The organism is Streptomyces sp. NBC_01618 (assembly GCF_045209435.1).
Lineage (GTDB): Bacteria > Actinomycetota > Actinomycetes > Streptomycetales > Streptomycetaceae > Streptomyces.
On sequence record NZ_CP109297.1, the window covers coordinates 531,932 to 557,566 of the forward strand.

Annotated in this window: 24 protein-coding genes and 1 pseudogene; 15 read left to right on the forward strand and 10 right to left on the reverse strand. The window is 71.3% G+C overall.

The window, feature by feature from the left end:
- The first annotated feature begins 93 nt into the window (after window positions 1-93).
- Both OH735_RS02425 and OH735_RS02430 read left to right on the forward strand, forming a co-directional pair.
- Window positions 94-705 (forward strand): TetR/AcrR family transcriptional regulator, encoded by a 612-nt coding sequence (locus OH735_RS02425; RefSeq protein ID WP_406379021.1) that lies wholly within the window; start codon window positions 94-96, stop codon window positions 703-705.
- A 67-nt stretch (window positions 706-772) separates the two neighbouring features.
- Window positions 773-2,476: an acyl-CoA dehydrogenase family protein gene (locus OH735_RS02430; RefSeq protein ID WP_406379023.1), complete on the forward strand. Its 1,704-nt coding sequence runs from the start codon at window positions 773-775 to the stop codon at window positions 2,474-2,476.
- A gap of 62 nt (window positions 2,477-2,538) precedes the next feature.
- Here OH735_RS02430 and OH735_RS02435 read toward each other — a convergent pair.
- From OH735_RS02435 to OH735_RS02445, 3 genes and pseudogenes are all read right to left on the reverse strand, one after another.
- Window positions 2,539-2,685 (reverse strand): annotated as a pseudogene (locus tag OH735_RS02435) (DUF6629 family protein); the annotation flags it as partial.
- 67 nt (window positions 2,686-2,752) lie between these two features.
- Entirely contained in the window at window positions 2,753-3,847 is a 1,095-nt protein-coding gene (locus tag OH735_RS02440) for an XdhC family protein (protein WP_406379025.1), read from the reverse strand.
- Between the two features lie 87 nt (window positions 3,848-3,934).
- Window positions 3,935-4,234 carry a DUF1876 domain-containing protein gene (locus OH735_RS02445; RefSeq protein WP_406379027.1) on the reverse strand — a complete coding sequence of 100 codons (300 nt, stop codon included), beginning with the start codon at window positions 4,232-4,234 and terminating at the stop codon, window positions 3,935-3,937.
- Between the two features lie 194 nt (window positions 4,235-4,428).
- Here OH735_RS02445 and OH735_RS02450 point away from each other — a divergent pair, with 194 nt between their 5' ends.
- The 3 genes from OH735_RS02450 (at window position 4,429) to OH735_RS02460 (ending at window position 8,417) form a co-directional block, all read left to right on the forward strand.
- Window positions 4,429-5,259 (forward strand): PP2C family protein-serine/threonine phosphatase, encoded by an 831-nt coding sequence (locus tag OH735_RS02450; RefSeq protein ID WP_406379029.1) that lies wholly within the window; start codon window positions 4,429-4,431, stop codon window positions 5,257-5,259.
- Between the two features lie 81 nt (window positions 5,260-5,340).
- Window positions 5,341-6,339 carry an MASE1 domain-containing protein gene (locus OH735_RS02455; RefSeq protein WP_406379031.1) on the forward strand — a complete coding sequence of 333 codons (999 nt, stop codon included), beginning with the start codon at window positions 5,341-5,343 and terminating at the stop codon, window positions 6,337-6,339.
- A gap of 542 nt (window positions 6,340-6,881) precedes the next feature.
- Window positions 6,882-8,417: an exopolysaccharide biosynthesis polyprenyl glycosylphosphotransferase gene (locus tag OH735_RS02460; protein WP_406379033.1), complete on the forward strand. Its 1,536-nt coding sequence runs from the start codon at window positions 6,882-6,884 to the stop codon at window positions 8,415-8,417.
- A 114-nt stretch (window positions 8,418-8,531) separates the two neighbouring features.
- Here OH735_RS02460 and OH735_RS02465 read toward each other — a convergent pair whose 3' ends face one another.
- Complete coding sequence (locus OH735_RS02465; protein WP_406379035.1) at window positions 8,532-9,515, reverse strand: GDP-L-fucose synthase family protein; 984 nt, start codon at window positions 9,513-9,515, stop codon at window positions 8,532-8,534.
- A 130-nt stretch (window positions 9,516-9,645) separates the two neighbouring features.
- Between OH735_RS02465 and gmd the strand changes: the two genes are divergently transcribed.
- The 5 genes from gmd (at window position 9,646) to OH735_RS02490 (ending at window position 14,720) form a co-directional block, all read left to right on the forward strand.
- Entirely contained in the window at window positions 9,646-10,659 is a 1,014-nt protein-coding gene (gene gmd, locus OH735_RS02470; RefSeq protein WP_406379037.1) for a GDP-mannose 4,6-dehydratase, read from the forward strand.
- Complete coding sequence (locus OH735_RS02475) at window positions 10,656-10,829, forward strand: hypothetical protein (RefSeq protein WP_406379039.1); 174 nt, start codon at window positions 10,656-10,658, stop codon at window positions 10,827-10,829. Before gmd ends, OH735_RS02475 begins: the two co-directional genes overlap by 4 nt.
- Window positions 10,830-10,945: 116 nt before the next feature.
- A complete protein-coding gene (locus OH735_RS02480) occupies window positions 10,946-13,207 on the forward strand; it encodes a LamG-like jellyroll fold domain-containing protein (RefSeq protein WP_406379041.1) in 2,262 nt (753 codons plus the stop codon).
- Entirely contained in the window at window positions 13,204-13,896 is a 693-nt protein-coding gene (locus tag OH735_RS02485; RefSeq protein ID WP_406379043.1) for a hypothetical protein, read from the forward strand. Before OH735_RS02480 ends, OH735_RS02485 begins: the two co-directional genes overlap by 4 nt.
- Window positions 13,893-14,720 (forward strand): glycosyltransferase family 2 protein, encoded by an 828-nt coding sequence (locus OH735_RS02490; protein ID WP_406379045.1) that lies wholly within the window; start codon window positions 13,893-13,895, stop codon window positions 14,718-14,720. The genes OH735_RS02485 and OH735_RS02490 overlap by 4 nt, the downstream gene beginning before the upstream one ends.
- 1 nt (window position 14,721) lies before the next feature.
- Here the strand turns inward: OH735_RS02490 and OH735_RS02495 are convergent, their stop codons facing one another.
- Window positions 14,722-15,882 (reverse strand): glycosyltransferase, encoded by a 1,161-nt coding sequence (locus OH735_RS02495; protein WP_406379047.1) that lies wholly within the window; start codon window positions 15,880-15,882, stop codon window positions 14,722-14,724.
- A 106-nt stretch (window positions 15,883-15,988) separates the two neighbouring features.
- Between OH735_RS02495 and OH735_RS02500 the strand changes: the two genes are divergently transcribed.
- A complete protein-coding gene (locus tag OH735_RS02500; RefSeq protein WP_406379049.1) occupies window positions 15,989-17,503 on the forward strand; it encodes a hypothetical protein in 1,515 nt (504 codons plus the stop codon).
- Here OH735_RS02500 and OH735_RS02505 read toward each other — a convergent pair.
- The 3 genes from OH735_RS02505 to OH735_RS02515 are packed head-to-tail and all read right to left on the reverse strand — an operon-like array spanning window position 17,472 to window position 21,648.
- A complete protein-coding gene (locus tag OH735_RS02505; RefSeq protein WP_406379051.1) occupies window positions 17,472-18,716 on the reverse strand; it encodes a hypothetical protein in 1,245 nt (414 codons plus the stop codon). The genes OH735_RS02500 and OH735_RS02505 overlap by 32 nt on opposite strands.
- Entirely contained in the window at window positions 18,713-20,386 is a 1,674-nt protein-coding gene (locus OH735_RS02510) for a lipopolysaccharide biosynthesis protein (protein WP_406379053.1), read from the reverse strand. Before OH735_RS02510 ends, OH735_RS02505 begins: the two co-directional genes overlap by 4 nt.
- Window positions 20,383-21,648, reverse strand: coding sequence for a glycosyltransferase (locus OH735_RS02515; protein ID WP_406379055.1), 1,266 nt, complete (start codon window positions 21,646-21,648; stop codon window positions 20,383-20,385). Before OH735_RS02515 ends, OH735_RS02510 begins: the two co-directional genes overlap by 4 nt.
- Before the next feature lie 211 nt (window positions 21,649-21,859).
- On the opposite strand from OH735_RS02515, the gene OH735_RS02520 reads away from it, so the two are divergent.
- Window positions 21,860-22,309, forward strand: coding sequence for an adenylyltransferase/cytidyltransferase family protein (locus OH735_RS02520; protein WP_406379057.1), 450 nt, complete (start codon window positions 21,860-21,862; stop codon window positions 22,307-22,309).
- Here the strand turns inward: OH735_RS02520 and OH735_RS02525 are convergent.
- Together OH735_RS02525 and OH735_RS02530 are read right to left on the reverse strand one after the other, a co-directional pair.
- Window positions 22,275-23,006 (reverse strand): CDP-alcohol phosphatidyltransferase family protein, encoded by a 732-nt coding sequence (locus tag OH735_RS02525; protein WP_406379059.1) that lies wholly within the window; start codon window positions 23,004-23,006, stop codon window positions 22,275-22,277. The two genes, OH735_RS02520 and OH735_RS02525, sit on opposite strands and share 35 nt — an antisense overlap.
- A gap of 188 nt (window positions 23,007-23,194) precedes the next feature.
- A complete protein-coding gene (locus OH735_RS02530; protein WP_406379061.1) occupies window positions 23,195-23,878 on the reverse strand; it encodes a ribonuclease H in 684 nt (227 codons plus the stop codon).
- A 132-nt stretch (window positions 23,879-24,010) separates the two neighbouring features.
- Here OH735_RS02530 and OH735_RS02535 point away from each other — a divergent pair, with 132 nt between their 5' ends.
- The 3 genes from OH735_RS02535 to OH735_RS02545 all read left to right on the forward strand — a co-directional run bounded on the left by OH735_RS02535 (window position 24,011) and on the right by OH735_RS02545 (window position 25,563).
- On the forward strand, window positions 24,011-24,202 hold the full coding sequence (locus OH735_RS02535) for a DUF6381 family protein (RefSeq protein ID WP_406379063.1): 192 nt from the start codon (window positions 24,011-24,013) through the stop codon (window positions 24,200-24,202).
- Between the two features lie 154 nt (window positions 24,203-24,356).
- Window positions 24,357-24,980: a serine/threonine-protein kinase gene (locus OH735_RS02540; RefSeq protein ID WP_406379065.1), complete on the forward strand. Its 624-nt coding sequence runs from the start codon at window positions 24,357-24,359 to the stop codon at window positions 24,978-24,980.
- A 145-nt stretch (window positions 24,981-25,125) separates the two neighbouring features.
- A complete protein-coding gene (locus tag OH735_RS02545; protein WP_406379067.1) occupies window positions 25,126-25,563 on the forward strand; it encodes a hypothetical protein in 438 nt (145 codons plus the stop codon).
- Window positions 25,564-25,635 lie beyond the last annotated feature (72 nt).

A 25,635-nucleotide genomic window follows, 5' to 3' on the forward strand; every position in this document is an offset into this window, starting at 1 on the left:
ACGAGAACGACCGTTCTACGTCAGGGCCGTTGCGCGGTGCGAACAACAGTGGTTCAGTGAAAGAGAAAGATATGAATCGAGGTTCAGAACATCATGGCCTACCGCCCCACCGCCCGCACGGAGGCGACCCGGCTCGCACACCGCGAGCGGTTGCTGGAAGCCGCACGGCAGCTGCTGGCCGAGGGCGGGTACGCGGCGGCCGGCATCTCCGCGATCGCCGACCGGGCCGGCGTCGCCACCGGCAGCGTCTACAACCACTTCGCCTCCAAGCAGGAACTGCTGGCGGCGGTCTTCCGCCATGTCGCGGGCCATGAACTCGACACGGTGCGGGAGGCGGTGCGGGCGCGGAGCGGTGCCGCCGAGCAGTTGCGCGCGCTGGTCGAGGTCTTCGCGTACCGTGCGCTGCGCAATCCGCGTACAGCCTGGGCGTTGCTGGCCGAACCGGTCGATCCGCTCGTCGAGCAGGAGCGGCTGGCGTACCGGCGCGGCTATCACGCCCTCGCCGAGTCGGCCGTCGCCGCAGGGATCGCTTCGGGTGAACTGCCCGCGCAGAACGCTCGATTGTCGGCCGCCGCCGTGATCGGGGCGGTCGGCGAGGCACTGCTCGGTCCGCTGTCACCGGTCGGCGGGCGGACCGACCCGGAACCGGTCGTGGCAGGCATCACCGCGCTGTGCCTGAGAGCGGTCGGAGCCCACGGCACCTGATCGCGCGCCGCACCCGCTCCCCCGCTTCCCAGCCGCCCCGCCCGCCTCCCCAGGACAGGAACCCGCGATGACCCTCACCCCGCACCGGACCGGCCTCCGGCCCGACGCCCCCGCACCGCACCCCACCCACGAGGTCACCAACCAGGCCCCGCCCAGGAAGGATCTCGACGAGTACGGCACCAATCTGCCGCTCGCGCAGGCCGTCCGGGCGTTCGGGGCGGCCTGGCACGAGGAGGAGCTGCACGAGATCGGCACCCTCGTCGGTTCCGAGCGGTTCCAGATCGACGCGGAGCTCGCGCACACCTCCCCTCCCGTCCTGCGCACCCATGACCGTTACGGCAACCGCGTCGACGAGATCGACTTCCATCCCGCGTACCACGAGGTCATCGGCGCGGCGGTGCACCACGGCACGCACACCGCGGGCTGGGCCGACCCGAAGCCCGGAGCGGCGGTGGCGCGGGCGGCCTCCTTCATGCTGTTCGCCCAGATCGAACCCGGCCACGCCTGCCCGATGTCCATGTCGCATGCCGTGGTCCCGGTCCTGCAACGCGATCCGGACGTGGGGCGGGACTGGCTGCCGGGCCTGCTCAGCCGCTCGTACGACCCCCGACTGGTCGCCCCGGGCCGCAAGTCCGGGCTGACGTTCGGCATGGGGATGACGGAGAAGCAGGGCGGCTCCGACGTCCGCGCCAACACCACGCGGGCCGTCCCGCTGGCCTCCGACCCCGAGGGCCGGGCCCATCTGCTGACCGGGCACAAGTGGTTCTTCTCGGCCCCGCAGTCGGACGCGTTCCTGGTGCTGGCCCAGGCCGAGGCCGGGCTCACCTGCTTCCTCGTGCCGCGTGTGCTGGCCGACGACACTCGTAACACCGTCCGTATCCAGCGGCTGAAGAACAAGCTCGGCAACAAGTCGAACGCGTCCTGCGAGGTGGAGTTCGACGGCACCTGGGCGGTACGGGTCGGCGAGCCCGGCCGTGGTGTCCCCACCATCATCGAGATGGTCAACCACACCCGGCTCGACTGTGTGCTCGGCACCACCGCGGGCATGCGCCAGTCGGTGTCCGAGGCGATCTGGCACGCGCACCACCGCAGCGCGTTCGGTGCCCGGCTGGTCGACCAGCCGGCCATGACGGCGGTCCTCGCCGATCTGGCACTGGAGACGGAGGCCGCGACCTGGACCTCGCTTCGCCTGGCCCACGCGTACGAGGCCGACAGCGGCGAGTCCGAGGCGATGTTCCGGCGGCTGGCCACCGCCGTGGCCAAGTACTGGATCTGCAAGCGCGGTCCGCACCACGCCTACGAGGCGCTGGAGTGCCTGGGCGGCAACGGCTACACCGAGGACTGGCCGCTGGCCCGGCGCTACCGCGAGCAGCCGGTGATGGCGGTGTGGGAGGGCTCCGGCAATGTCATCGCCCTCGATGTGCTGCGGGGCATCGCCAGGACCCCGCAGTCGCTGGACGCCTTCTGGGCCGAGCTGGAGACCACGTCCGGGGCGATTTCCGTGCTGGACGCGCACGTCCGCCGGGTGCGCCGGGAGCTGGCCGAGGACCTGCGCGACCCGCTCGCCGCGCAGACCCGGGCCCGGGCGACGGTCGAGGGCATGGCGCTGGCTCTGCAGTCCTCGCTGATGCTGCGTCATGCCCCGGCGGCGGCCGCCGAGGCGTTCGTCGCCGCCCGGCTCGGCGAGGAGCGCGGCCACCAGTACGGCATCCTGCCGCGCGGCACCGACGCCGCGGCGATCGTGGAGCGGCACTTCGGCCGGGCCTGCTGAGACGGCCACCGGCGAAGCTCCCTGGTGCGCGGCACGGGGAGTGCGGGCCGGCCGCCGACGAGCAGTCCGCAGCCGGAAAGGCCAAGTGCGTGGCCGAGGGTGTGCCCGCGAATCTCGGCGGTCACGGGACGAGGCGCCGGCCCGTACGCGAGCGGGACGGCTGTCGCGACTCCGGCGGCGAGAGGCACCAGCAGCCGGCGCCGCCGCAGACGGCTCTTCCGTGAGCCCGCAGCCCTGGCGAGGAGCCGTCGGCGGACCGGCCGCCGAGTTCGCCGCTCACCGGTGGATCGCCCCGGACGTTTCCGTGAGCGGGCTGCCGGTGCCGCCCCAGCGCAGTGCGACGATCTCCGCCGCGATCGATACGGCCACCTCCTCGGGGGTGCGTGCGCCGAGGTCGAGGCCGATGGGCGAGCGCAGTCGGGCCAGTTCCGCCTCGCGGAGACCGGCCTCGCGCAACCGGGCCAGGCGGTCCTCGTGGGTCCGCCGGCTGCCCATCACCCCGATGTACGCGGCCGGGGCGCGCAGGGCCACCTCCAGCAGCGGGACGTCGAATTTCGGGTCGTGGGTGAGTACGCACATCACGGTCCGTGCGTCGGTCTCCGTGTCGCGCAGATACCGATGCGGCCAGTCGACGACCACCTCCGCACCGTCCGGGAAGCGGCGGGGGTCGGCGAAGGCGGGGCGGGCGTCGCAGACGGTGACGCGGTAGCCGAGGAACGCCCCGATCCGGGCCACCGCCGCGGCGAAGTCGATCGCGCCGAAGACCAGCATCCGGGGCGGCGGGGCGAACGACTGGAGGAACACGGTGACATCGTCCTCGCGCCGTTCGCCGTCGGGGCCGTAGTGCCGCAAGCCGGTTGCGCCCCGGGCGAGTTCTCCGCGCGCGTCGGCGGTGACGGCGGCGTCGAGTCCGCTCGCGCCCAGCGAGCCGGAGACGGTGTCCGGCCGTACGGTGAGGGCAGCGCCGCGCGGGGCGGGGCCGTCGGTCACGACGGCGGCCACCACCGGGCGGTGAGCGGCGACCGATGCGGCGAGTTCGCCGAAGGAGACGTCGTACGCGGCCGTCACGGGCCGTACGAGGAGGGTGATCTCGCCGCCGCAGGTGAGACCGACGGCGAAGGCGTCCTCGTCGCTGTAGCCGAAGGTACGGAGCTGGGCATCGCCGGTCTCCCTGACCTCCTTGGCCAGTTCGAAGACGGCGCCCTCGACGCAGCCGCCGGAGACGCTGCCGACGACCTCGTCGTCCGGGCCCACGGCCATCGCCGCCCCCGGGCCGCGCGGCGCGCTGCGGCTGACCGCGACGACGGTGGCGAGCCCGAACGGCTCCCCGGCGGCGTACCAGCGGCTGAGCGCCGGAAGAATCTCACGCATCGGCCACCTCCGCCAGGTCCGGGACGTGTGCGGTCCGGCCCGCGCCCGCCGCGCCCTCACGGCCCGGCGGCCGGTGCGGTGCGCGGCTCAGGCCGTGGTGTCGGACCACGCGTACGGCGGTGCGACGGGCCCGGTCGCGGGTCCGGCCCCGACCGATTCCAGTTCCTGGTCGGCGGCCTTCATCAGCTGCGCGGCGATGTCCTTCATGGCGCGGCTCGCCGCGAGCTCGTCGCCGATGGCGGGGACGTCCACGTCCTGCGGGTTGCAGCGGGCGACCCCGTGTCCCACGAGCTTTTCCGAGCCGGTGTCCAGCACCGCCTCCGCCCTGGTCGTACCGTCCTCCTCGGACAGCCCTACCCGGACCTTCCATTCCAGCGAACGAGCCATCGCGCACCTCCTGCGACCGCGCGCGGACTCGGTGCACCGCCACGACGCGGTCCTGCCACCAGGATCCCCCCGGCCGGGCCCGGCCGCGCGTTCCGGACCGTCCGGCCGGGATCACCGCGCCGCTTCTCGTCCTGCGGAGCTCGCAGCGCCGAAATAGGATGCGGGAGTCACTTCCACCGAGTGCGGAGCCGCCCATGAACCGGCGTCGTCCTCCCCGTGCGGCGAGCGCCGGCGAACTGCTCACCACTCTGCAGCAGCTCACCTCGCGGGCGCGCCAGGAGGTGGAGCTGCACCGGGCGCGGGTGGAACTGGCCGAGGCGCTGCAGCGCGAGATGCTCCCTGCGACGCTGCCCGCCCTGCCGGGGCTGCAGACAGCTGCCCGGTACACACCGGCCCGCAGCGGACTGGACATCGGTGGTGACTGGTACGACGGGTTCGTGCTGCCCGACGGCGCGCTGGCGTTCGCCATCGGCGACGTACAGGGCCATGACGTCGAGGCGGCCGCTTTCATGGGTCAGATCCGCATCGCCATGCGGGCGATAGCCGCCACCGCCACGGATCCCGGCGAGGTCGTGGGCCGGACCAACGATCTGCTGCTCTCGGTGGACTCGGGCCTCTTCGCGACCTGTACCTTTGCCCGCCTCGACCCGGTCACCCGGGAGCTCCGCAGTGCCCGCGCCGGGCATGTCGCCGCTGTCTGGGCCACCGCCGACGGGCGCTCGGGTGTCACCGACGACGAGGGCGGCCTGCCCCTGGGGATCCGGGCGGGCGAGCGCTATCCGGTCACCCGGCGGCGCCTGACGAGCCCCGGTGCGTTCGTCCTGGTCACCGACGGCGTGATCGAGGGTCCTTCGTTCCCGATCGGCGAGGGGCTGGACGCGGTGACGCGGCTGGTGGTCTCCCGGGTGACGGCCGACGCCGACGAGCTGGCCGACGCGGTGCTGCGCGCGGCGGAGCGGACCGGGCACCAGGACGACGCCGCCGTTCTCGTCCTGCGCCACGGGGCGACTCCCCGCGGGAACTGACGCCCGGATCCGGGGTGAGCGTGTCAGACAGCCGCCACCCGTCCGGGCGGGTGTCTGATGAGATGTGTGATCCGCAGCAACGTGTCAAGCAGCGAGAGAACGATAGGCGCGGCCTCGTCCGTACTGCGCGTCCTGGCCGTCGCCGCCGCCTACTACCTGGCCGGTGGGCTCGGCCTGATCCGCGGGGTTTCCGTCCACGGCACGGTCGTCACCCCGCTCTGGCCGCCCACGGGCATCGCGCTGGGTGCCCTGCTCCTCCTGGGACTGCGCGCCTGGCCCGGTGTCGCGCTGGGCTCCCTGTCCGTCATCGCCACACTCAGCGGCTCGGTCTCACTGCTGACCGTCGTCGTCGTGGCAGGCAACACCCTGGCTCCCGTCTGCTCGTACCTGATACTGCGCCGGGCCGGATTCCGCAGGGAGCTGGACCGGCTGCGCGACGGCTTCACGCTGGTCTTCCTCGGTGCACTGGCAGGCATGGTCATCAGCGCGACCGTGGGCACGTGCATGCTCGTGGTGGACGACAATCTGCCGCTGAGCGGCTTCTGGCCGGTCTGGACGGCATGGTGGTCGGGGGACGCGACGGGCGTGCTCGTCGTCACCCCGCTGCTGCTCGTGGTGCGCAGGGTGCGGATGCCGCGGGCCGCGGACCGGTGGATCGAGGCGAGCGCGCTGGCGGTGGTGTCCGTGGCGGTCTCGCTGGTGGCGACCAGGACCTCGCTGGCGATGATCTACCTGGTGTTCCCGCTGATCATCTGGGCGGCCCTGCGTTTCCGGCTGGCGGGGAGCGCGCCGTGCGCCTTTCTGGTGTCGGTCCTGGCGGTCGTCGCGGGAACGCAGCGAGTGGGGCCGTTCGAGGGCCACAGCATCCTTCATGTGATGGTGAATCTCGCCGTGTTCAACGGTTCGGTGGCCCTGACCGCGCTGCTGCTCGCGGCCGTCGTCACCGAGCAGAGCAACATCCGCCTCAGGATCCAGCGTGCCTGCGAGGAGCTGGCCGAGGTGGTGGAGCGGCTGGCGCCGGGACGGACCCCGAGCGGCTGGCCGTCCCGGCCCGACGACGAACCCGACGGCGGCCTGTGACCTCGGTCCCCCGGACGGCGCCCGCTATGTAACTGTTACCGACCTCCCGGCCGTGCGTTCCCGTGGCGCAGGTCCCGGCAGCCGAAATGTGCGGCAGCGAACCCAACTTGTGCAGGGCGCACCCGTTCTCGCGCAGTACGCCGGCGAAACCCCGAGGCGCAGTCCCACGACGACGGTGACGGCCCGGTTCGTCTCCACGGGAGTCACCGCACGTCCCCGCTCCCGTTCCCGGCCGGGTGTCCTGATCCCGACGGTGCATCTCCCGGGACGAGCCTGTTGGTGAAACCATGCAACTGCTGACCTGCATGTCCGCACACCGTGCGATTCCGGCACCCTCCAAATGCGAACAGTCACCCACAGACCAAGTGATCCGGCGCGGAACGGCATGAGTTCAGAGTCAGTACGCATGTCTGAACTTCACTGGAACTCCAGCAAAATGGCACGTGTGTGGATATCGTGCACCGAGCGCGGGCGCATCCGTCAGTCCATGGGATCGACGGATGCGTCCCGTTTGTGGCAATGCAACTGTGACTGGGGGGTTCATGGGGCATGTCGAGCTACCCGATTCGGACAGATCAGGACCCGTGGGGCTGGCGGGGGCGCCGCGTCCACGGACTGCTTCAAATCGGCCTCGCAGCAAAGAACTTGACGATTTATGGAGGGTGCCTGCCGGACAATGCGAACGTTCGGGACCGGCCACGGCCAAGAGACGGACGGGCCGGCGCCTGCCGGTCGTCATCGGCGCCGAACTGCTCGGCCTGGGGATACCGGCATGGCTCGTCCTGTGGGCGGGCGGCCAGCCGCGGCCCGGCGTCGCCGCGGCGGTGGCCGCGCTGGCCTGGTCGGGTGTACGGGCCGCACGCGGCCGGTACGCGGGCCGGTCGCCGGACGATCCGCCGGGAGTGCTGACCACGGCCGGCGACTGGCTGCTGCTCATCGGCGTACTCGCCGTGCTGCGGACCATGACCGGTGACGCGGTCGATCCCGCGACGGCGGTCGTGGCACTGCTGCCCGGCCTGCCGGCGGGCCTGGCAGCGTGGGGGGTACGGCGGTTGCGGCGACAGCGGACGGTCAGGCGGGTACTCGTGGTCGGTGAGGCTTCGAGGGTGGAACGCGCGGTGCGGCTGCTGGGTTCCCGTGCGGACCATCCCTACCGGGTCGTGGCCGCCATACCGGTGGGGGCCGCGCCGCTGGAGTGCGAGGTCCAGGTGCCGGGGCGGCTCGCACCGGCACCGGCCGACGACGACGCGTCGACGGTGCTGGGCGGCGCCTTCGCCCATGATGCCGACCTGGCTCTGGTGGTGCCCGGGCCGCAGCTCTCCGAGGAGCGGCTGCGCCGGCTCTCCTGGGGACTGCACGACGGGGGGCTTCCGCTCTCCGTACTGTCGGAGCTCTCGGGCATAGCGGCCGGCCGGATACGGCCGTCCGCCGCCGCCGGGCTGACCCTGCTGCACGTCGCACCGCCGGTGCGCCGGGGACCACAGATGCTCCTGAAGGCCGCGGTGGACCGCATCGGCGCCGCACTCGGTCTGCTGGTCCTGGCGCCCCTGCTGCTCCTGATCGGGGCGGCGGTGCGGCTCGGCTCCGACGGGCCGGCGCTGCACCGTCAGATCCGGCACGGGCAGCACAACCGGCCGTTCACGATGTGGAAGTTCCGGACGATGGTGGTGGACGCCGAGAGCCGCAAGCAGCAATTGATTACGGCGAACGAGAACGACGGTCCGATGTTCAAGATGCGCCGCGACCCCCGGGTGACCGGAATCGGCCGGCTGCTGCGCCGGACGTCTCTGGACGAGCTGCCGCAACTGCTCAATGTGCTCCGGGGCGACATGTCGCTGGTCGGTCCACGGCCGCCCCTGCCGGAGGAGGTGTCCCGCTACGACGAACGGGAGCTGAGGCGGCTCGCCGTCAGGCCGGGGCTGACCGGCCTGTGGCAGGTCAGCGGGCGTTCGGACCTGTCCTGGCAGGAGACCGTCTCGCTCGACCTGTGGTACGTCGACAACTGGTCGGTGGCCACGGACATGGGACTCATGGCCCGTACGCTGCGCGCCGTCACCGACGGCCGCGGGGCGTACTGAGAGCGGCGGCGGTCGATGCGAGAAGTGCGGGACAACCGGCAGTTCGGGGCCGGTGGGACGGGCGGCCGTCGCGTTGCGGCGGCCGGCCCGTGCCGGTGGACCGGTCGGCTCCGCTCAGACCTGTGCGGTCAGCCGCTCCAGCCACCACGCGTACGTGCGGGCGATCCCGTCGCGCAGCGGGATGCGCGGTGCGAAGCCGAGGGTGGTGAGCCGGGAGACGTCGAGCAGCTTGCGCGGGGTGCCGTCGGGCTTCGACGTGTCCCATGCGATGGATCCCTGATATCCCGTCACCTCTTTTACGGTTTCGGCGAGTTCGCTGATCGTCAGGTCCTGACCGCAGCCGATGTTGACGGGTTCTTCACCGTCGTAGCGCTCCAGCAGCAGGAGGCACGCGTCGGCCAGATCGTCGACGTGCAGGAATTCGCGGCGCGGGCTGCCGGAGCCCCAGAGCGTGACCGTGGGCGAGCCGTCCCGCCGCGCCTCGTGGAAGCGGCGGATCAGCGCGGGCAGTACGTGCGAGGTCTCCAGGTCGAAGTTGTCGCCCGGACCGTAGAGGTTGGTGGGCATGGCGCTGATGTACGCGGCGCCGAACTGCCGCCGGTAGGACCGGATCTGCACGATCCCGGCGATCTTGGCCAGCGCGTACGCCTCGTTGGTCGGCTCCAACGGGCCGGCGAGCAGGGCGCTTTCGGGGATCGGCTGCGGGGCATGCCGGGGGTAGATGCAGGACGAGCCGAGGAAGAGCAGCCGCTCGACCCCGGCACAGTGCGCTCCGGCGACGACGCTCAGCTGGATGCGCAGATTGTCCTCCAGGAACTGCACCGGATACGTGCTGTTGGCCATGATTCCGCCGACCTTGGCGGCGGCCAGCACCACGGCGTCCGGACGGGCCTCCCGGAGGAATGCCTCGGTCCGCGTGGCGTCGCGCAGATCGAGGTGGTCGCGATCGCGGGTGATCACCTCGTGTCCGGCGGCGGTGAGGCGGCGTACCACCGCCGAGCCGACCAGGCCCCGGTGGCCCGCGACGAATATGCGGGCACCGGGCCGTAGGAGGGGGCGGACGGGTTCCTGGGGAGGGCCGGGGAGTTCAGTCGTCATAGCTCGGATTGTGTCAGCAGCCGTGGACCACGGTGACGTTTTGCCATAGATCGCTCAATTGCGAAATTTCAGTGCGAAGCAATTTCGGTGTGAACCAACAGTCTTTCAGGCGAACACAGAGGGGGTAGTCGTGGCGAAGACCGCGCTCATCACCGGCGTGACCGGACAGGACGGTTCGTACCTGTCCGAGTTGCTGCTCGACAAGGGGTACACGGTCCATGGACTGATACGCCGCTCGTCGAGCTTCAACACCGAGCGGATCGACCACATCTACCAGGGACCGGAGGAGGACGACCGTTCGTTCGTCCTGCACCACGCCGACCTCGCCGACGGGGTCGCGCTGGTGAACCTGCTGCGCGACATCCAGCCGGACGAGGTCTACAACCTGGGTGCGCAGTCGCACGTCCGCGTCTCGTTCGACGCCCCGCTGTACACCGGTGACATCACCGGTCTCGGCACCATCCGGCTGCTGGAGGCCGTCCGCGCGAGCGGTATCGACACCCGGATCTATCAGGCGTCGTCGTCGGAGATGTTCGGCGCGACACCGCCGCCGCAGAACGAGAAGACGCCGTTCCATCCGCGGAGCCCGTACAGCGTCGCCAAGGTGTATTCGTACTGGGCGACCGTCAACTACCGTGAGGCGTACGGGATGTTCGCGGTGAACGGGATTCTCTTCAACCATGAGTCCCCGCGCCGCGGCGAGACCTTCGTGACCCGGAAGATCACCCGTGGGGTGGCCAGGATCAAGGCGGGTCTGCAGACCCATCTCCATCTGGGCAATCTCGACGCCGTGCGCGACTGGGGGTACGCCCCCGAGTACGTCGACGCGATGTGGCGGATGCTGCAGCTCGACAGCCCGGACGACTACGTGGTGGCCACCGGCGAGGGCGTCAGCGTCCGGCAGTTCCTGGAGTACGCCTTCGACCACGCGGGCCTGGACTGGCGCGAGCACGTCCGCTACGACGCCAAGTACGAGCGCCCCAGCGAGGTCGACGCGCTGATCGGCGACGCCGCCAAGGCCGAGGAACTGCTCGGCTGGAAACCGGCGGTGAGATCGCAGGAGCTCGCCAGGATCATGGTCGAGGCGGACATCCGCCAGCTCGCCGACCAACTCGCCGGAGCGGCCGTGCGGGTGGACCGATGAGACATCCGTACCTGCCCGACGGCCGGGCCGGCACACCGGCCGGTCCGGCGGTCACCCACAACACCCGGCAGCCGCTTCCGGCGGCCCCGCCGGGGACCGACCCGGGCGCGATCTCCGCCCCCACCGGCCACCCGGTGGTCCCGCGCGCGTCCGCACCGGTCCGGGCCTGAGGCCCGGACCGCCCACTCGTCCCGGCCGGCAGCGGACCGGACCGTCTCCGCCGCCGGCCGGACGAGGCAGAAACCGCGGTCCCAGGGCCGCAGCTCGTTCTCACCTTCGGAGCTGAATGATGAACGGAAGTACGGGGCGTAGACCCGCCGGACGCGGGAGGGCACGGGCTGCGGCCGCTGCGCTCTGCCTGCTCGCCGCAACACTGACCGCCGCCGCGTCCGGGGGTTCCCCGGCCGCGGCCCTCACCCCGCCGGTCTCGCTGACCGCGGACAATCTCACCACCTGGCAGACCAACGGCATCGTCTGGTCGATGGCCGCCTCGGACGCCGGTGTCGTCTACGCCGGCGGCACCTTCTCCACCGTCCGGCCACCGGGCGCGCCCGCCGGCACCTCCGAACAGCCCGCGGTGAACTTCGCCGCCTTCGACGCGGCGACCGGTGCGCCGACGGGGTGCACGCTGTCGTTCACGCTCTCGTCGGGCACGGCGACCGTACGGACCCTGGCACTTTCGCCCGACCAGAAGACCCTGTACGTCGGCGGGCAGTTCGGGGCGGTGAGCGGGGTCGGGGTGAGCAATGTCGCCGCGATCGACACCGCGACCTGCACCCCGCGCCAGGACTTCAAGGTCTCCGTCTCCGCGACCGTACGGGCCCTGGCCGTCACCGCGGACACCGTCTACCTGGGCGGTGACTTCAACACCGTGGCGGGACAGACCCGGAACAAGTTCGCCGCGGTCACCACCGGCGCCGCACTGAAGCCTTGGACGGCCAACGCGGACGAGATCGGCCGGGCCGTGGAGCTGACGCCCGACGGCGAACACGTACTGCTCGGCGGAAACTTCTTCGCCGTCAACGGCACCACCTCGCACGCGCTGGCCGTGGTGGACGCCACGACCGGGGCCGTGACCAAGAGCTATCCGGCGGGCTTCATCCCGAACACGTCCACGGTGCAGGACATCACCACCGACGCCACCGGCTTCTACACCGCCAACGAGGGCACCGGGGGCGGCGTCTTCGACGGCCGGATCGCGCTGAACCTCAGCAATTTCGAACAGCGCTGGCGGGACACCTGCCTGGGCGCCACCCAGGCCGTTCTCGTACACAACGGCGTTCTGTACAGCGGGAGTCACGCGCACGACTGCGCCAGCATGGGCGAGTTCCCGGACCAGCCACGCAAGCATCTGCTGGCCCAGTCCGTCGACGACCCGAAGCTGCTCCCCTGGTTCCCGGACACCAACGACGGCATCGGGGAGCCGGTCGGACCACGGGTGATGGCACAGACCGACAAGGGCGGCCGTCACTATCTGTGGGTGGGCGGCGAGTTCACCACCGTCAACGGGTCCGCACAGCAGGGCCTCACCCGGTTCGCCGACGGCCCCGACACCGGGGCGCCGTGGGTGCCGAACGTCAGTGTGTCGACCGTCGCCCCGGGCAAGGTGGAGGTCAACTGGCAGACGAGCTTCGACGCCGACGACGGTGAGCTCACCTACCGGATCTACAAGGACGGTGCGAGCACCCCGGTGCACACCACGACGGGCTACTCGCTGTTCTGGGACCGGCCGCAGCTGAGGTGGACCGATACGGACGTGGCCGCGGGTGAGACCCACTCGTACCGGATCAGTGCGAGCGACGGCACCAACACCAGCGCCAAGTCCGTCGCCGTGACCGCCACGGTGGTGTCCGCCGCCGAGGAGTATCCCGCCAGGGTGCTGGCCGACGGCGCTTCACTGTACTGGCGGTACGACGAGGGTACGTCGACCTTCGCCGCAGACACCGGCAGCGGGCTGGACAACGGATTCCTGCGCAACTCCCCCGCCTACCGGCAGACTCCGGCCGCGGTCGCGGGTCCCTCGACCGCGATCGGCTTCAACGGATCGAACCAGTACGCGTACAGCAACAAGCGTCATCCGCAGCCCACCAGGTTCTCGGTGGAGACCTGGATCAAGACGACGACCACCAGGGGAGGAAAGATCGTCGGCTTCGGCAATGTGACCATGCAGAACAGCAACCAGTACGACAAGCATGTGTACATGAGCAATGACGGGCGGCTGATCTTCGGGGTCTACAGCGGCGGAACCAAGACCATCACAACGCCCGCTGCCTACAACGACGGTACCTGGCACCATGTCGTCGCCACGCAGGGCACCGGCGGCATGGCGCTGTACGTGGACGGGCAGCTGCGTGCCTCGAACGTCCTGTACACCGGCAACGAGAACTACAGCGGCTACTGGCGGGTCGGCGGGGACAACCTGAACAGCTGGCCCAACCAGCCGACGAGCAGCTTCTTCGCCGGGCAGATCGACGAGACCGCCGTCTACCCGACCGCGTTGAGCAGCGCGCAGGTCAGTGCCCACTACTCCCTGAGGACGGGTGGATGAGGTACCCGTTCCGGGCCGGCGCCGCCGTCGTCGTACTGACGGTGGCGCTGGCCGCCTGCGGCTCGTCCTCCGACGGCCACCGGAACGCGGGCGGCGCCGGGGCATCGGCCACCCGGCCCCCTGCCGTTTCCCCGTCGAACGGTCCCGGAGCCACCGCGTCCAGCGAATCTGCGGCTCCGCAGGCGAGCGAACCACCGAAGCCCACCGATGAACTCACCCCGGCCACGGGCTCGTTCAACAAGAAGCAGAAGGAGTATCTGGTCGACCGGGTGCCCAAGGGCATGGACCCGGCGGCCGTACTCCAGACGGGCCAGGAGACCTGCGACAGGCTGACGTACCTGGTGAAGGCCGACCGGGAGGTGGCGGTCGCCGCGATCGTGACGGGCGAGCTCGCCGACGCGAAGCCCGCCGTCGAGCATCTCTGCACCCAGCACCGGGAGTTGGTGCGAGAGGCCGCCCGGGGGTACGCGGACGGCACGTACCGGGACAAGCAGCTCCGGCCGGGCCGCTACCACAACGTCTCCCCCACCGGGAACTGCACCTGGCAGATCACCGGGGTGAACGGCAGGAACCTGGGCTCGGGCTCCGCCGCCGCCGGGAAACGGGCCGGGATCACCCTCCCGGACGCGGCCCGCACCTTCACCTCCACAGGCTGCTACGCCTGGCTGCCCGAAGGAGAGCACGGATGAACAAGCTGCCGATAGCAGTGGCGATCCCCACGAAGAACGAGGGGCTCAACATCGCCGAGGCGGTGAAGTCGGTGCTCGGCCACTTCGAGGCGGTCGTCGTCGTCGACTCGCACAGTACGGATGACACGGCGAAGATCGCCGAGGAGTGCGGGGCCGAGGTGATCACGTACACCTGGGACGGCGGTCATCCGCGCAAGAAGCAGTGGTGCCTGGACCATGTCCGCACGGATCTGGACTGGATTCTGCTGCTCGACGGGGACGAGCGGCTGAGCCCCGGGCTGCTGGCCGAACTGCGCCGGATCTTCGCCGATCCCGGCGCGCGGAGACCGGCCGCGTACGACATACCGCTGGGCTACTGGTTCTCCGGGAAGCGGCTGCGGCACGGCTACACCATCCGCAAGCGGTCACTGACCGACCGGACCCGCTGCCGGTACCCGGAGGTCGGCGATCTCGACGCGCCGGGCATCGGCGAGGTCGAGGGGCACTACCAGCCGGTCGCCGAGTCGGCGGCCCCGCTGCGCAATCCGATCGAGCACCAGGATCTCGACCCGGTCACGGCCTGGTTCGAGCGGCACAACCGGTACTCGGACTGGGAGGCGTGGCTGGAGCATCACCCCGAGGTCAAGGAGCAGGTGCGGCGGGTGAAGTCGCGCCAGGGGCAGCTGTTCCACAAGGCGCCCTTCAAGCCCCTGGTGTCGTTCGCGTACATGTATCTGTACCGGCGGGGCTTTCTCGACGGGCGGGCGGGGTTCGACTTCGCGCTGGCGATGAGCTTCTACCGCTGGCAGATCGCGCTCAAGTCCCGTGAGCGGAAGCCCGTTTGACTCAGCGCGCCTTCCGGCGGACCACGTCCTCGTAGGTCCGCCGGAGGGTCCGGGTCACGGCCTCGATGGTGAAGTCCTTGTTGACCAAGTCCCAAGCCGCCTTCCCCGCAAGGTCGTTGGCTGCGGGTTCGAGGAGTTCCAGAATCGCCCCGGCCACCTTGAGCGCGTTCTTCCCGTCCTCGCCGACCCGGCTGTCGATCACCCGGCCGGCCCCGGCCCGCGCGACATCGTCCGCGAGGCCACTGGTGCGGGTGATGACCACGGGGGTGCCGACGGACATCGCTTCGAGGACGGAGACGGCCAGGGGTTCCTCGATCGACGGCAGTACGTACACATCGGCCTGCCGGTCCGCGGCCAGAACCTCTTCGTGGCCGAGCGGTCCCCTGTGGTGGAGGGAGCCCATCACCCCCAGTTCGCGGGCGAGTTCGAGAGTCGCCGACAGCGCTCCGGTGTCGGGTCCGGCGAGCACGAACCGGGCGTCCGGGTGCTCGGCCAGGACCGTCGGAATCGCGGCGACGAAGTCCTGCGGACGCTTGCGCTCCTGGATCCGGCCCAGGAAGAGGACCGTCGGCGGCCGCCCCGGCGCGCGGGCGGGCTTCGGCTTCTGCGGCCGTACACCGTTGACCAGCCGTACGGTGCGGGTCAACGGCACCGGCGCGGCAACGGCGTTCACATCGAGGCGTTCCATCTCGGTCAGATGCAGCACGGCGTCGGCTTCGCGCAGCACCTTGCGTACGCCCAGCAGATCGGTCAGCTGGGCGACCCGCTTCTCGGTCGGGTCCACCATGCCGTGGGTCTGGACAACGAGGGGCGTGCGGGAGGCCAGCGCGAGCAGCGCGGCGGGGAGCGTCACCAGGTCGCGCATCAGATGGACATGGACGAGATCGGCGCCGCGCATCATGCGCCGGGCGGCGAGCAGGAGAGCGCCGGAGGTGATTCCGCTGACCTCGAACATGGGAAGCAGATGACGAGCGCGGAAGAGAAGGACCGGGACTCCCTCGACCTCCCGCGGCAGCCGCCCCTCGAAGCCGTCGCCCAGTGCCATGATGCGGGCGTCGTCGCCGCCGGCCCGCTGGACCTTCGCCAGGTTGAGCGCCACCCTTGTCGGACCGCCGAACGCGTGGTCCGGAGTGTGCAGTGTGACGACGTGCAGAATCTTCACCAGAGTTCCCCTCAGTCTCGGCCGGTCTTTTACAGACTAGTCATCCAAACCCCCCAAGTGGGTTGATTCGTTAGAGTGTTCACAGATCCACTGAACGGGGGGGCAGATGACGTCTGTGCACGAGGCGGCGCCGTCCGCCCCCGTACCGGAGCACGGCCCGCAGGACCCGGTCCGGCCGCCGGCGAAGCCCCTGTCGTGGGCCATGCTGTCGCGCGCCTTCGCCGTGCCGCTCATCCTCGGCCTGGTCTGCTTCCTGCCCGCGGTGATCGCCGCGCAGCCAGGCACCGGAGTCCGGGACAGCGCGTACTGGCTGCAGCTCGTGCTGACCTGCTATGCGGGGGCCCGGCTCGCCACGATGATCCTGTCCACCCGGCGCCGCCTGTTGCAGGGCGTCTTCTGGATGTTCGTGTACATCGCGATGGGGGTGGCGCCGTTCGCGCAGGTGGTCATCGGGCAGACCCCCACCCCGATGGTCGGGCCGCGGTCGGATCTGGTGACGGCCATCGCGCTGGTCCTGGTGGGGTGTGCGGCGTTCGATCTCGGGGCGCTGCTGGCGTCCCGGCGCCCGCTGCGCCGCCGGGCCACCGCACGCTCCGGGAGCGGTCCGGCTACGGCGCACCGGGGCCGGCTCAGGCTGCTGGTGGTGCTGGCCTTCGCGGCGAGCGGCTATTACATCGTGAAGCTCGGCGGGCCCGCCATCTTCTTCACCAGTCGCCAGGAGATTAGCGCCTCGGTCGCGGCCAGCGGGGTGGTGTCGGACGAGTCCCATGTGGGGTCGGCCTTCCTCAAGGGCTTCGGTACGGTACCCGCGCTGCTCGGGCTGCTCTTCTGGACCCGTCGGCTGGTGACCTCGCGCCGGGCCCGGCGTTCCCCCTCGACGGTGCTTGTCTGGTGTGCGTTGCTGGTCCTCAACGTCATCGTCAACAACCCGATTTCCAATGCTCGTTACTGGTTCGTGACCGTACTGGTCTCGCTCCTGTTCACCGCGTTCCCGAGCAGCGCGGCAATGTACCGCTCGGTGCTGGCCACGGGGGTGGTCGGGGCGTTGGTGCTGTTCCCGTACGCGGACCGGTTCCGCTACGACAGCTCCGGGTACCGGCCGGTGGATTCGTCGTCGGTCTTCGAGCCGCTGGCCACCAAGGACTACGACCAGGCGGTGATGTTCGCCAACACCGTCTCCTGGGTCGACACCCGAGGCCACACCTATGGGCGTCAACTGGCGGGCTCCGCACTGTTCTTCGTGCCCCGGTCGGTGTGGAGCGGCAAGCCGGACGACACCGGGGTGCGCGTCGGCCAGTGGATGGGGATGAACATGACCAATCTGTCGGCGCCGCTGTGGACCGAGCTCTGGGTCGACTTCGGCGCTCCGGGCATGGTCGGTGCGTTCGCACTGATCGGGTACGCCGCGGCACGCACCGACCGGCGTTACGCGCGCGCCGTCTCCCGCGACGGTCCGGGCCCAGGCAGTGTTCTGGCGATCGCCGCTCCGCTGATCGCCGGGTACACCTTCATCCTGTTGCGCGGGCCGCTGTTGCAGTCCGTCGGGAAGCTGGCGATCGCGGCCCTGTGTCTGCTGCTGGTCACCAGTTTCAGGAGCCGGAACGGATGGCGCGCGCGCTGACGGGCGCCTGGTCGGCCGGGGCGCGGCGGCTCAGCCGGGCCACCCGGGTCCAGGTGGCCGCCGCCTTGCAGACGGATCCCAGGCACAGGCCCCAGGCCGCGCCCGGCACCCCGCCGAGCACATAGCCGCCGGTGAGGAAGGCCACGGCGGCGAGTGAGAAGACCACCTGGATGGAGAGGGTGGTACGGGGGTCGAGCATCCGCAGGGCCAGCAGTCCGCAGGTGCCGACGGCCATCGCCGCGTACTGGCTGCCGGTCGCGGGGAGCAGGGCGGCCGCCGTGGGCCAGGTGTCGCCGAGCAGATGACGGCCGATTCCGTCGGGCAGCAGGGCGAGTGCGGTGGCCCAGGCGGCGGCCGTGGCGGCCAGGACGGCGGCGAGCGTCGCCGTGGCGCGTACCCTGCGCCGTTGGGAGGAGAGCCGTCCGAGCAGGGGCGGGCCGAAGCCGGTGGCCGAGGTGAACAGTACGTTCAGCGGTCCGAAGAGGGTGGTCGCGCCGCGCAGGGCGCCGACCACCAGCGGGTTGCCGACCGTGCCGAGTCCGAGTACGGAGAGCTGACTGGTGGCGTTGCCCACGCCGAACTCCACCACGAAGCGCCGCCCCAGATGCCCTCGCCGCAGCAGGGCCGTGAGCCGCAGCGGTGTTCCGGCCACTCTGCGGTGCAGCAGGGCGGCCGACAGCAGCAGGGCCGGCAGTGCGGACAGTCCCCAGACGGTGACGAGCCGCGATGCCGGGGCGCCGTGGGGCTGCATGGCCAGCGCGCCCAGCACACAGGCCAGTCTGAGCGCGTCCCCCGCCAGGGCCAGGTGCGGCAGGTGCAGGGTGGAGAAGGCGTACCGCATGGTGTCCTGCCCCAGAACCACCGGCAGGACCAGTCCCAGCATCATCAGGGCACGCGCGGTGGCGCCCGGCAGCGGCAGGCAGACGGCGGCGAGCAGGGCGCCGAGCCCGGCCGCGGCGAGCAGGGTGAAGGTGACCGCGGACCGGCACGCGCCGCCCACCTCGTCGCGCTCGCCGCGCCGCAGGACGAGCGGCTGCCCGGTGTAGGCACCAAAGACGCCCAGCAGCACTGTGAAGACGAGGTAGACGGCCGAGAAGCGGGCGAAGTCGGCCACGGTGGAGAGCCGGGCGGCGGCCACCAGCACCAGGATGTTGGTGAGCGCCGCGACGCCCTGGTCCGCGACCGAGCAGAGGATCGCGGTCCGTGCCCTCATCTGTGTCCCGCGGTGGAGTCGAAGGTGCGCAGGCCGAGGGTCTCGGCGGGGTCGCCGGCGCGCTCGGGGCCGTGGCCGTCCTCGGCCCGGCCGGGCCGGTCGCCGCCCGCGCGGCGCTTGCCGGACTTCTTGCGGGCCCGGCGTTCCTGGCGGCTCCGGCCGGGGTGCAGCAGGGCGCCGAGCACGGTGCCGCCGGCCGCTCCGATGATCTCGCGGATCCGTTCCAGGTCGCTGCGGTGCACCTCGCGGGGGTCGCAGACCACCATGACACCCTCCACCCGGTCGATCAGCGCGACGGCGTCGGCGTACGACAGCACGGGCGGGGCCAGCACGATGACGACGGCGCCCGGCCGGTCGCCCTCGGCGACGATCCGTCCGACGGGCGCGGAGGTCAGGGCCCGGGGCACGTTGTCCGTGCGCCGGCCCGCTATCAGGGTGAAGGCGCCCGATCCGGGGACGTCCACGTTCATCCGGCTCTCCGACGGCCAGGCCCGTTCGCCCTCCGTCGCCCAGCTCGGCCGGGCGCCCTGCACGGCCGGGCCGAGGGCCCGGGCCAGGGACGGGGTACGCAGATCGGCCTCGATCAGGAGTACGTCCCGTCCCATCTCGGCGAAGGCGGCGGCCAGGTTGACGGCGGCGGCGGCCGGTGCGTCGCCGGCCCCGCGCGGGGACGTGACCAGGAGTCTGCGGCGCTGGGCGAACAACGGGTCGTAGGCAAGCCGGAAGGCGACCGCCCGGTACTCCTCGGCGAGCCGGCTCCCGCTCCGCCCGATGGCGAGCAGCGCGCCCGCCGCCGCCCGCTCCCTGGGCAGGGTGCCGAGCAGCGGGGCGCCGAGCGAGCGGACCAGCTCCCGGGTGGAGCGCACGGCCGGGTCGAAGACGAGCCGTACCCAGGACAGCAGCAGTCCGAGCGCGAGGCCGACGACGCCGCCGAGCCCCAGTAGCAGGGGAAGTCCGGCGCCGGTGGGTGCGGTGGGTGCGACGGGCTTCTTCGTGAGGTAGCCGGGGGTGGTGTCCAGGGCGCGCAACTCGGAGATCTTCCGGCTCAGTTCGGAGATCGACACGACGAGGTTGGCTCGGGCGCTGGTCACGTCGTTGCTTGCGCCGGCCTGCTCGGCGAGTTGGTCGCGCTGTTCGGTGAGGGGCTTCAGCTGGCCGCGGTAGCCGTCGACCATGTTGGCGATGCTGTCCTCGGTGCGTTGTCGGCGGATCTCCAGATAGGCGTCGGCGAGCGCCTGGGCCCGCGCTCTCGCGAGGGCGGGGGTGCGGCCGGTGTACGAGAAGCGGAGCACGAGGGTGTTGGGCGGGTTGGTGACCTGGAGACCGGACAGCAGGGTGCCGACCTCCACCCGGTCGCCGTTCCTGGCCAGAGACCCGACGGCCAGGGTGCCGACGGTGTCGCTGACGGCGGTCTGCCGCTCGGAGCCGATGTTGATGCCCTTGTCGGCGGAGGCGCCCGCGGCGAAGGGGTCGGAGGCGGCGGACCGTACGACGACCTCGCCCGTCGACGTGTAGCTCTCCTCGCCGCTGAGGGCGAGCCAGCCGCCGCCGAGCAGTCCGAGGACCACGCCGGAGGCGAGCAGGGCGCGGTAGCGCAGGAGCTGACGGAACTGGTCCCGCAGCAGCGCGGGTTCGTCCTGGTCCTCCAGTGCGCGGATCGGCTGGGTCATCGGCGTGGTCTCCCTTGTGCGTCCGCGAGGACCTCGGTGAGCAGTGCGTCGAAGCGGGCGAGGCCCGCCTCCCGGCTCAGGTGTCGTGCGACGTACCGCGGCCCGTTGGCGCCGAGCCGGTCCGCCTCGGCCGGTGCCTCGACGAGCTTGCGTACGGCCGACAGCAGCGCGGCGGGGTCCTCCGGTGCGACGAGGATCCCGGCGCCGGACCGGTGGATCTCCTGGGCGCTGCCGCCGCCGTCGACGACCGAGGCGACGACGGGGCGGCCCGAGACGAAGTACGAGGTGAGTTTGGACGGGACGCTCATGTCGAGCACGGACGCCCGCTGGGTCACCGCGAGCACATCGGCGGCGGCGAGGATGTCGGTGAACTCCTCGGAGGCGGCGGGCGGCAGGAAATCGAGGTTGCGCAGGCCCGCCGCGCGCCCCAGCAGCGCCGCGCGCTGGTTCCCGTCCCCCATCAGCACGAAGTGGATCCCCGGTGCCAGCCGGGCCGCGTCGACGAGGACTTCCAGGCCCTGCTTGAGCCCCATGTTCCCGGAGTGCAGGACCACGGGGGCGCCCTCGCTCCAGCCGAGTCTCGCCCGCGTCCGGGCTCGGTCGGCCGAAGGCGCCTGCACATGCGACCAGTTGGGGACGAGACGGATGCGTCCGGGGTCCACGCCGTACGCGGTGACGCGCGGGACGAACGTCTCGTGGATGACGCCGACGAGGGCGGCGCCGCGCAGCGCGTAACGTTCTGCCGCCGAGGCGAGGGCCGCCGCCCGGCCGCCGCCCCGGATTCCGCTCTGCGCGGCGGCGGCGCCCATCAGATCCTGCACGACCGGTATGTACGGGACGTGCAGGCGGCGGGCCAGCCGGGCCCCCAGGACGCCGCCCGCGAGGCTGGGCAGCTGGGAGATCACCGCGTCCGGCGGGCGCGGAAGAGGCGGCGACAGCAGTCCGTGCCCGAGCACCGTCGCCTCGAACACGGCTCTGCGCAGGGCGCTCTGCCGGGTCGGCACATAGTGTCTGCGCCGGTGGACGGTGACCCCGGCCCGCTGCTCGGTGACCCGCCACACGCCGCGGTACCCGGCCTCGGTCCGCCAGGACGGATAGTGCGGCATGCCGGTCAGTACGTGGGTCTCGGCCCCGGACGCGGCCCAGTGCTCGGCGAGCTGCGCGGCGTACGGGCCGATGCCCGTCAGCTCCGGCGCGTAGTTCGTCGAGACGACCAGCAGCGTACGACCCTCGAACGGTGTGTAACGGTCGGCATCGGACATGGACGCTCGCCTTTCCCCCCGGAACATCTGTGTTCCCCCCAAGGAACAGCCCCAAAAGTGAGCTTATCCGTTCACGTGATGCGCAAGTGGTCTTCACAGTAAGGTCGTTCCACCATCAACAGCGATACCGATATCCCGCTCCACCGGACGCCATGTCCGGACAACTGCCGCGGGACACGGACATCACGTTCACCGTGGGGGGAGAGAACGGATGGTGCACAGGGTCGGCTACGCGCCGGGGGTCTACGACCTGTTCCACGTAGGGCACCTGAACATCCTGCGGCATGCCCGCAGCCAGTGCGACTACCTCGTCGCGGGCGTCGTCTCGGACGAGATGGCCGCGCTCGCCAAGGGCCACAAGCCGGTGATTCCGCTGCCGGAACGGCTGGAGATCGTACGCAGCGTCCGGTACGTGGACGCGGCGTTCGTGGAGACGGTGCCCGACAAGGTCGAGACCTGGCAGCAGGTCAGGTTCGACGTCATCTTCAAGGGGGACGACTGGCGGGACACGGAGAAGGGCAAGCGGCTGGAGCGCGACTTCGCCGAGGTCGGCGTGGAGGTGGTCTACTTCCCGTACACCGTGCACACGTCCAGCACCCAGCTGCGCCGGGCGCTGGACACGCTCGTCAGTCCGCACTCCGGAGCGCTTTCAGCTCCCTGAACCACTTGGCGAGGAACGCCACCAGGAACAGCGCGTGCACGACGGCGAGCACCGCGTATCCGAAGCGGAACGCGGTCCGGTCGCCGAGCAGCAGGAACACCAGGCAGAACACCCCGTAGTCGGCGGGCAGCAGCGCCACGGCCCGCACCCGGGACACCGGGGCCGGGACGCTGCCACCCGTCGCGGGCCGGACGGCCGCCTTGCCCAGCTGCTCACGCAACAGCCCGGCGCAGAAGGTCAGTACGGCGGTGAACAGGAAGCCCAGCGGCAGCAGTAGCCAGCCCTGGGACGGCAGTTCGAAGAACCGCTGGAACGAAATCAGGACGGCGGTGTGTACGAGGATCATCTTGGCGCAGTCCACGACATGGTCCAGCCACTCGCCGTCCGGCCCTCCCCGCCCGGTCAGCCTGGCCAGCTGTCCGTCGGCCGAATCGAGGGCGAAGCCGACGGCGAGGCCCGCGTACACCGCAGCCGCGAGCCCCCAGGACGGCCGGGCGAGCGCCACCGCGGCGATGGCGGCGAAGGTGAACACCGCACTGATCAAGGTGACTTGATTGGGTGTCAGCCGGATGCGGTACGCGGCGGCGGCGAACACCCGGCCGGCCGGCCGGTTCACGTACCGCGAGTACAGCGACACCCCCTTGGCCGTCTTCTGCGCACCGCGCAACTCGCGCAGAACCGTGCCCGTGCTTCCCATACGCCCCCCAGCGCTTCGCGGTTGCCCCCGGCGGCACCTGCAGGACATCGGTGGTGCGCAGCGGTTGCCGCCGTCAAAGCCGCATCATGGCACGCGGCCGGTGTCGCGCGTGGCCACTCGCCCACTCCCGTCGCCGCTCGGCGTCCGCCGGGCCCGCACCGGGTGCGTGGGCCCGGCGCAACCGCGCCTCAGGCGGACGCGGTGCGGCACTCCGGGTGGCCCCAGCCGTTCGGGTTCTTGGCGATCATCTCCTGGGCCGCGTAGGGCTTTCCACACTGGCAGCGGCCGGCGAACCGCGCCCGGATGGTTGCACCGGAACGCGCCGCACCCCCCGCCTTCTTCGCCGGAGCGTTCTTACTCCGCCCCTCCGTCGCGCGGGCTGGAGCGGGCTTCGGCAGCTGCGAACCATGCGCGGTACCGGCCGGCCGCTGCGCCACCGCGGCCTCGCTCGCGGCCTGATCGGCAAGGGCGTTGAGCGGGTCCCCGTCCACCTGGTGCGCGGGGACGTAGACGAACTTCACGGTCCGGCCGGTCAGCAGGGCGTCGATGCCTGCCACCAGGTCACGGTTGGCCACCGGCTTTCCCGCCGATGTCTTCCAGCCGTTACGCTTCCACCCCGGCAGCCACTTCGTCACCGCGTTCATCGCGTACTGCGAGTCCATCCGCACCTCGACCGGCACGGCCGGGTCCGTGGACTCCAACAGTTCCTGCAACGCCGTGAGTTCGGCGACATTATTGGTCGCCGTCCCCAGCGGGCCCGCCTCCCAGCGCTCCGGTCGCCCCTGCGCGTCGGCCACGACCCATGCCCAGGCCGCAGGCCCCGGATTGCCCTTCGATGCCCCGTCACACGCGGCGATGATGCTCTCGTTCATGCCCTCGATCATGCCAGCGCCGCACCACCCCCTCGGCACACGGTCACGTTGAGTGACGATTCGAGGTGCGGTGAACCGGCGGCGCTGGTTCTCTGATGGAGCCCGCTCTTCCCAACCGCACAAGGAGCGATGATGAGCGTTGCACGTGAATCCGGTGACCGTGCGCAGCAGCTGCGCGACAAGGCCCGGCAGATGAACGAGGCCGCTGAGCGCACCACCGACCCTGAGCAGCGCCAGCGGCTCCAGGAGAAGGCCCGGAAGCTGCAGGAGCAGATCGAGCAGCAGGGCAACATGGGCACCGGGAACATCCGGCCGCCCAAGTAGCACCCGCTTCACGTAGTACCTGTCTCACGCGAACGGCCGACGTCTCGCCGCTCTTCCATGAGTGAGTGGCAGCCGTCGGCCGCTTCGCTGCAGCGAAGCGGCCGACGGCGGTCACCACTCATGCCGCACGACGGCGTGGCCGCCTCGTTGCGGGGTGCTGTCCGCGCTGCGCGCCGCCCACGCCTCGGGAATCGTGCACCGGGACGTCAAGCCCGCCAACGTACTGCTGCGGGCCGACGGCAGCCCGGTGCTCACCGACTTCGGCATCGCCGCGATCCGTGAGTCCACCAGCCTGACGGCGACCGGCTCCATCATCGGCTCCCCCGACTACATGGCGCCGGAGCGGATCCGCGGTGAGGAGGGCGCCCCCTCCTCGGACCTGTGGTCGCTCGGCATGATGCTGTACATCGCGGTGGAGGGCCGGCATCCGCTGCGCAGGGCGACGACGCCGGCGACGCTGGCGGCCGTGCTCGACGAAGAGATCCCGCCGCCCTGCCAGGCCGGTCCGCCGGCTCCCGTACTGACCGCGCTGCTGACCCGGGACACGGCGGCCAGGCCCAACCCCGAGGAACTGGACCGGATGCTGGCGGCGGTGCGCGCGCCTGCCGTGACGCCGCCCCGGCAGGACCCCCGGCTCCCGCGGGATGCCGCACCGCCGCACCCGGAGCCGCTCACGCTGCGGGACGCGATACCGTCCGGCCCGACCACCGTCCGGCCCGACCACCACCCTGCCCATCACCCCCGTCCGGCGCCCGGCCGGCGCACCCGGGCCCGGTAGCCGGTCCGTCCCCGCTCCCCCGCGTCCGGAGCCCGCGACACTGGGCACCCAGGAGATCCGTCGCCGGATCCGGCGGGGCCGCGCCTTCGCGATCACCACCGCTCTCGCCGGGACCGCCCTGACCGGCGTCCTGGTGTGGTCGCTGGTGCCCGACCGGGACACGAAGACTTCCGGCAGCACCCCGTCCGCCCCGGCCCAGGCCTCCAACGGTCCCTCGGCCGCCGGGAACGACGGGGCGAAGGAGGCGAACGAGGCACGGACCAAGGATCTGCTGACGCCCGCCGGGGCCCGGTCCGTCATCGCCGCGCTCAAGCCGGTGATGGGCGGCACCCGGATCACCTCGTTCACGCTGTTCGAGGAGCACGCGCGCGTCGAGGCCCCGGTCGCAAAGAACAAGAACCTGTACGACGTCTACGCGTACCGGGACGGCGAGGCCACCCGCGAACGGGCCGGCGGCACCCTCGCGCCGGGTGCCAAGTCCGTGGACCTGGAGAAGATCGACTGGGACGCCCTCCCGGGGCTGATCCGCCGGGCGGACAAGGAGCTCGGTGTCGCCGAGCCCACACCGCCTTCACCCCGTTGACCACGGCGGGCGCGAAGGCGCGCGGGCCGCCGGAGCGCAGCCCGGGGGCGGCGATGCCCGACTTCATGTCCT

Bases quoted from the DNA above. Each gene is read 5' to 3' on its own strand.
- OH735_RS02515 (WP_406379055.1), bottom strand. From the start codon at position 21,648: ATGTCCGATGCCGACCGTTACACACCGTTCGAGGGTCGTACGCTGCTG.
- OH735_RS02525 (WP_406379059.1), bottom strand. From the start codon at position 23,006: ATGGGAAGCACGGGCACGGTTCTGCGCGAGTTGCGCGGTGCGCAGAAG.
- OH735_RS02475 (WP_406379039.1), top strand. From the start codon at position 10,656: ATGAGACATCCGTACCTGCCCGACGGCCGGGCCGGCACACCGGCCGGT.
- OH735_RS02485 (WP_406379043.1), top strand. From the start codon at position 13,204: ATGAGGTACCCGTTCCGGGCCGGCGCCGCCGTCGTCGTACTGACGGTG.
- OH735_RS02450 (WP_406379029.1), top strand. From the start codon at position 4,429: ATGAACCGGCGTCGTCCTCCCCGTGCGGCGAGCGCCGGCGAACTGCTC.
- OH735_RS02535 (WP_406379063.1), top strand. From the start codon at position 24,011: ATGAGCGTTGCACGTGAATCCGGTGACCGTGCGCAGCAGCTGCGCGAC.
- OH735_RS02490 (WP_406379045.1), top strand. From the start codon at position 13,893: ATGAACAAGCTGCCGATAGCAGTGGCGATCCCCACGAAGAACGAGGGG.
- OH735_RS02505 (WP_406379051.1), bottom strand. From the start codon at position 18,716: ATGAGGGCACGGACCGCGATCCTCTGCTCGGTCGCGGACCAGGGCGTC.
- OH735_RS02520 (WP_406379057.1), top strand. From the start codon at position 21,860: ATGGTGCACAGGGTCGGCTACGCGCCGGGGGTCTACGACCTGTTCCAC.
- OH735_RS02440 (WP_406379025.1), bottom strand. From the start codon at position 3,847: ATGCGTGAGATTCTTCCGGCGCTCAGCCGCTGGTACGCCGCCGGGGAG.
- OH735_RS02500 (WP_406379049.1), top strand. From the start codon at position 15,989: ATGACGTCTGTGCACGAGGCGGCGCCGTCCGCCCCCGTACCGGAGCAC.
- OH735_RS02480 (WP_406379041.1), top strand. From the start codon at position 10,946: ATGATGAACGGAAGTACGGGGCGTAGACCCGCCGGACGCGGGAGGGCA.
- OH735_RS02425 (WP_406379021.1), top strand. From the start codon at position 94: ATGGCCTACCGCCCCACCGCCCGCACGGAGGCGACCCGGCTCGCACAC.
- OH735_RS02430 (WP_406379023.1), top strand. From the start codon at position 773: ATGACCCTCACCCCGCACCGGACCGGCCTCCGGCCCGACGCCCCCGCA.
- OH735_RS02445 (WP_406379027.1), bottom strand. From the start codon at position 4,234: ATGGCTCGTTCGCTGGAATGGAAGGTCCGGGTAGGGCTGTCCGAGGAG.
- OH735_RS02465 (WP_406379035.1), bottom strand. From the start codon at position 9,515: ATGACGACTGAACTCCCCGGCCCTCCCCAGGAACCCGTCCGCCCCCTC.
- OH735_RS02510 (WP_406379053.1), bottom strand. From the start codon at position 20,386: ATGACCCAGCCGATCCGCGCACTGGAGGACCAGGACGAACCCGCGCTG.
- OH735_RS02530 (WP_406379061.1), bottom strand. From the start codon at position 23,878: ATGAACGAGAGCATCATCGCCGCGTGTGACGGGGCATCGAAGGGCAAT.
- OH735_RS02460 (WP_406379033.1), top strand. From the start codon at position 6,882: ATGGGGCATGTCGAGCTACCCGATTCGGACAGATCAGGACCCGTGGGG.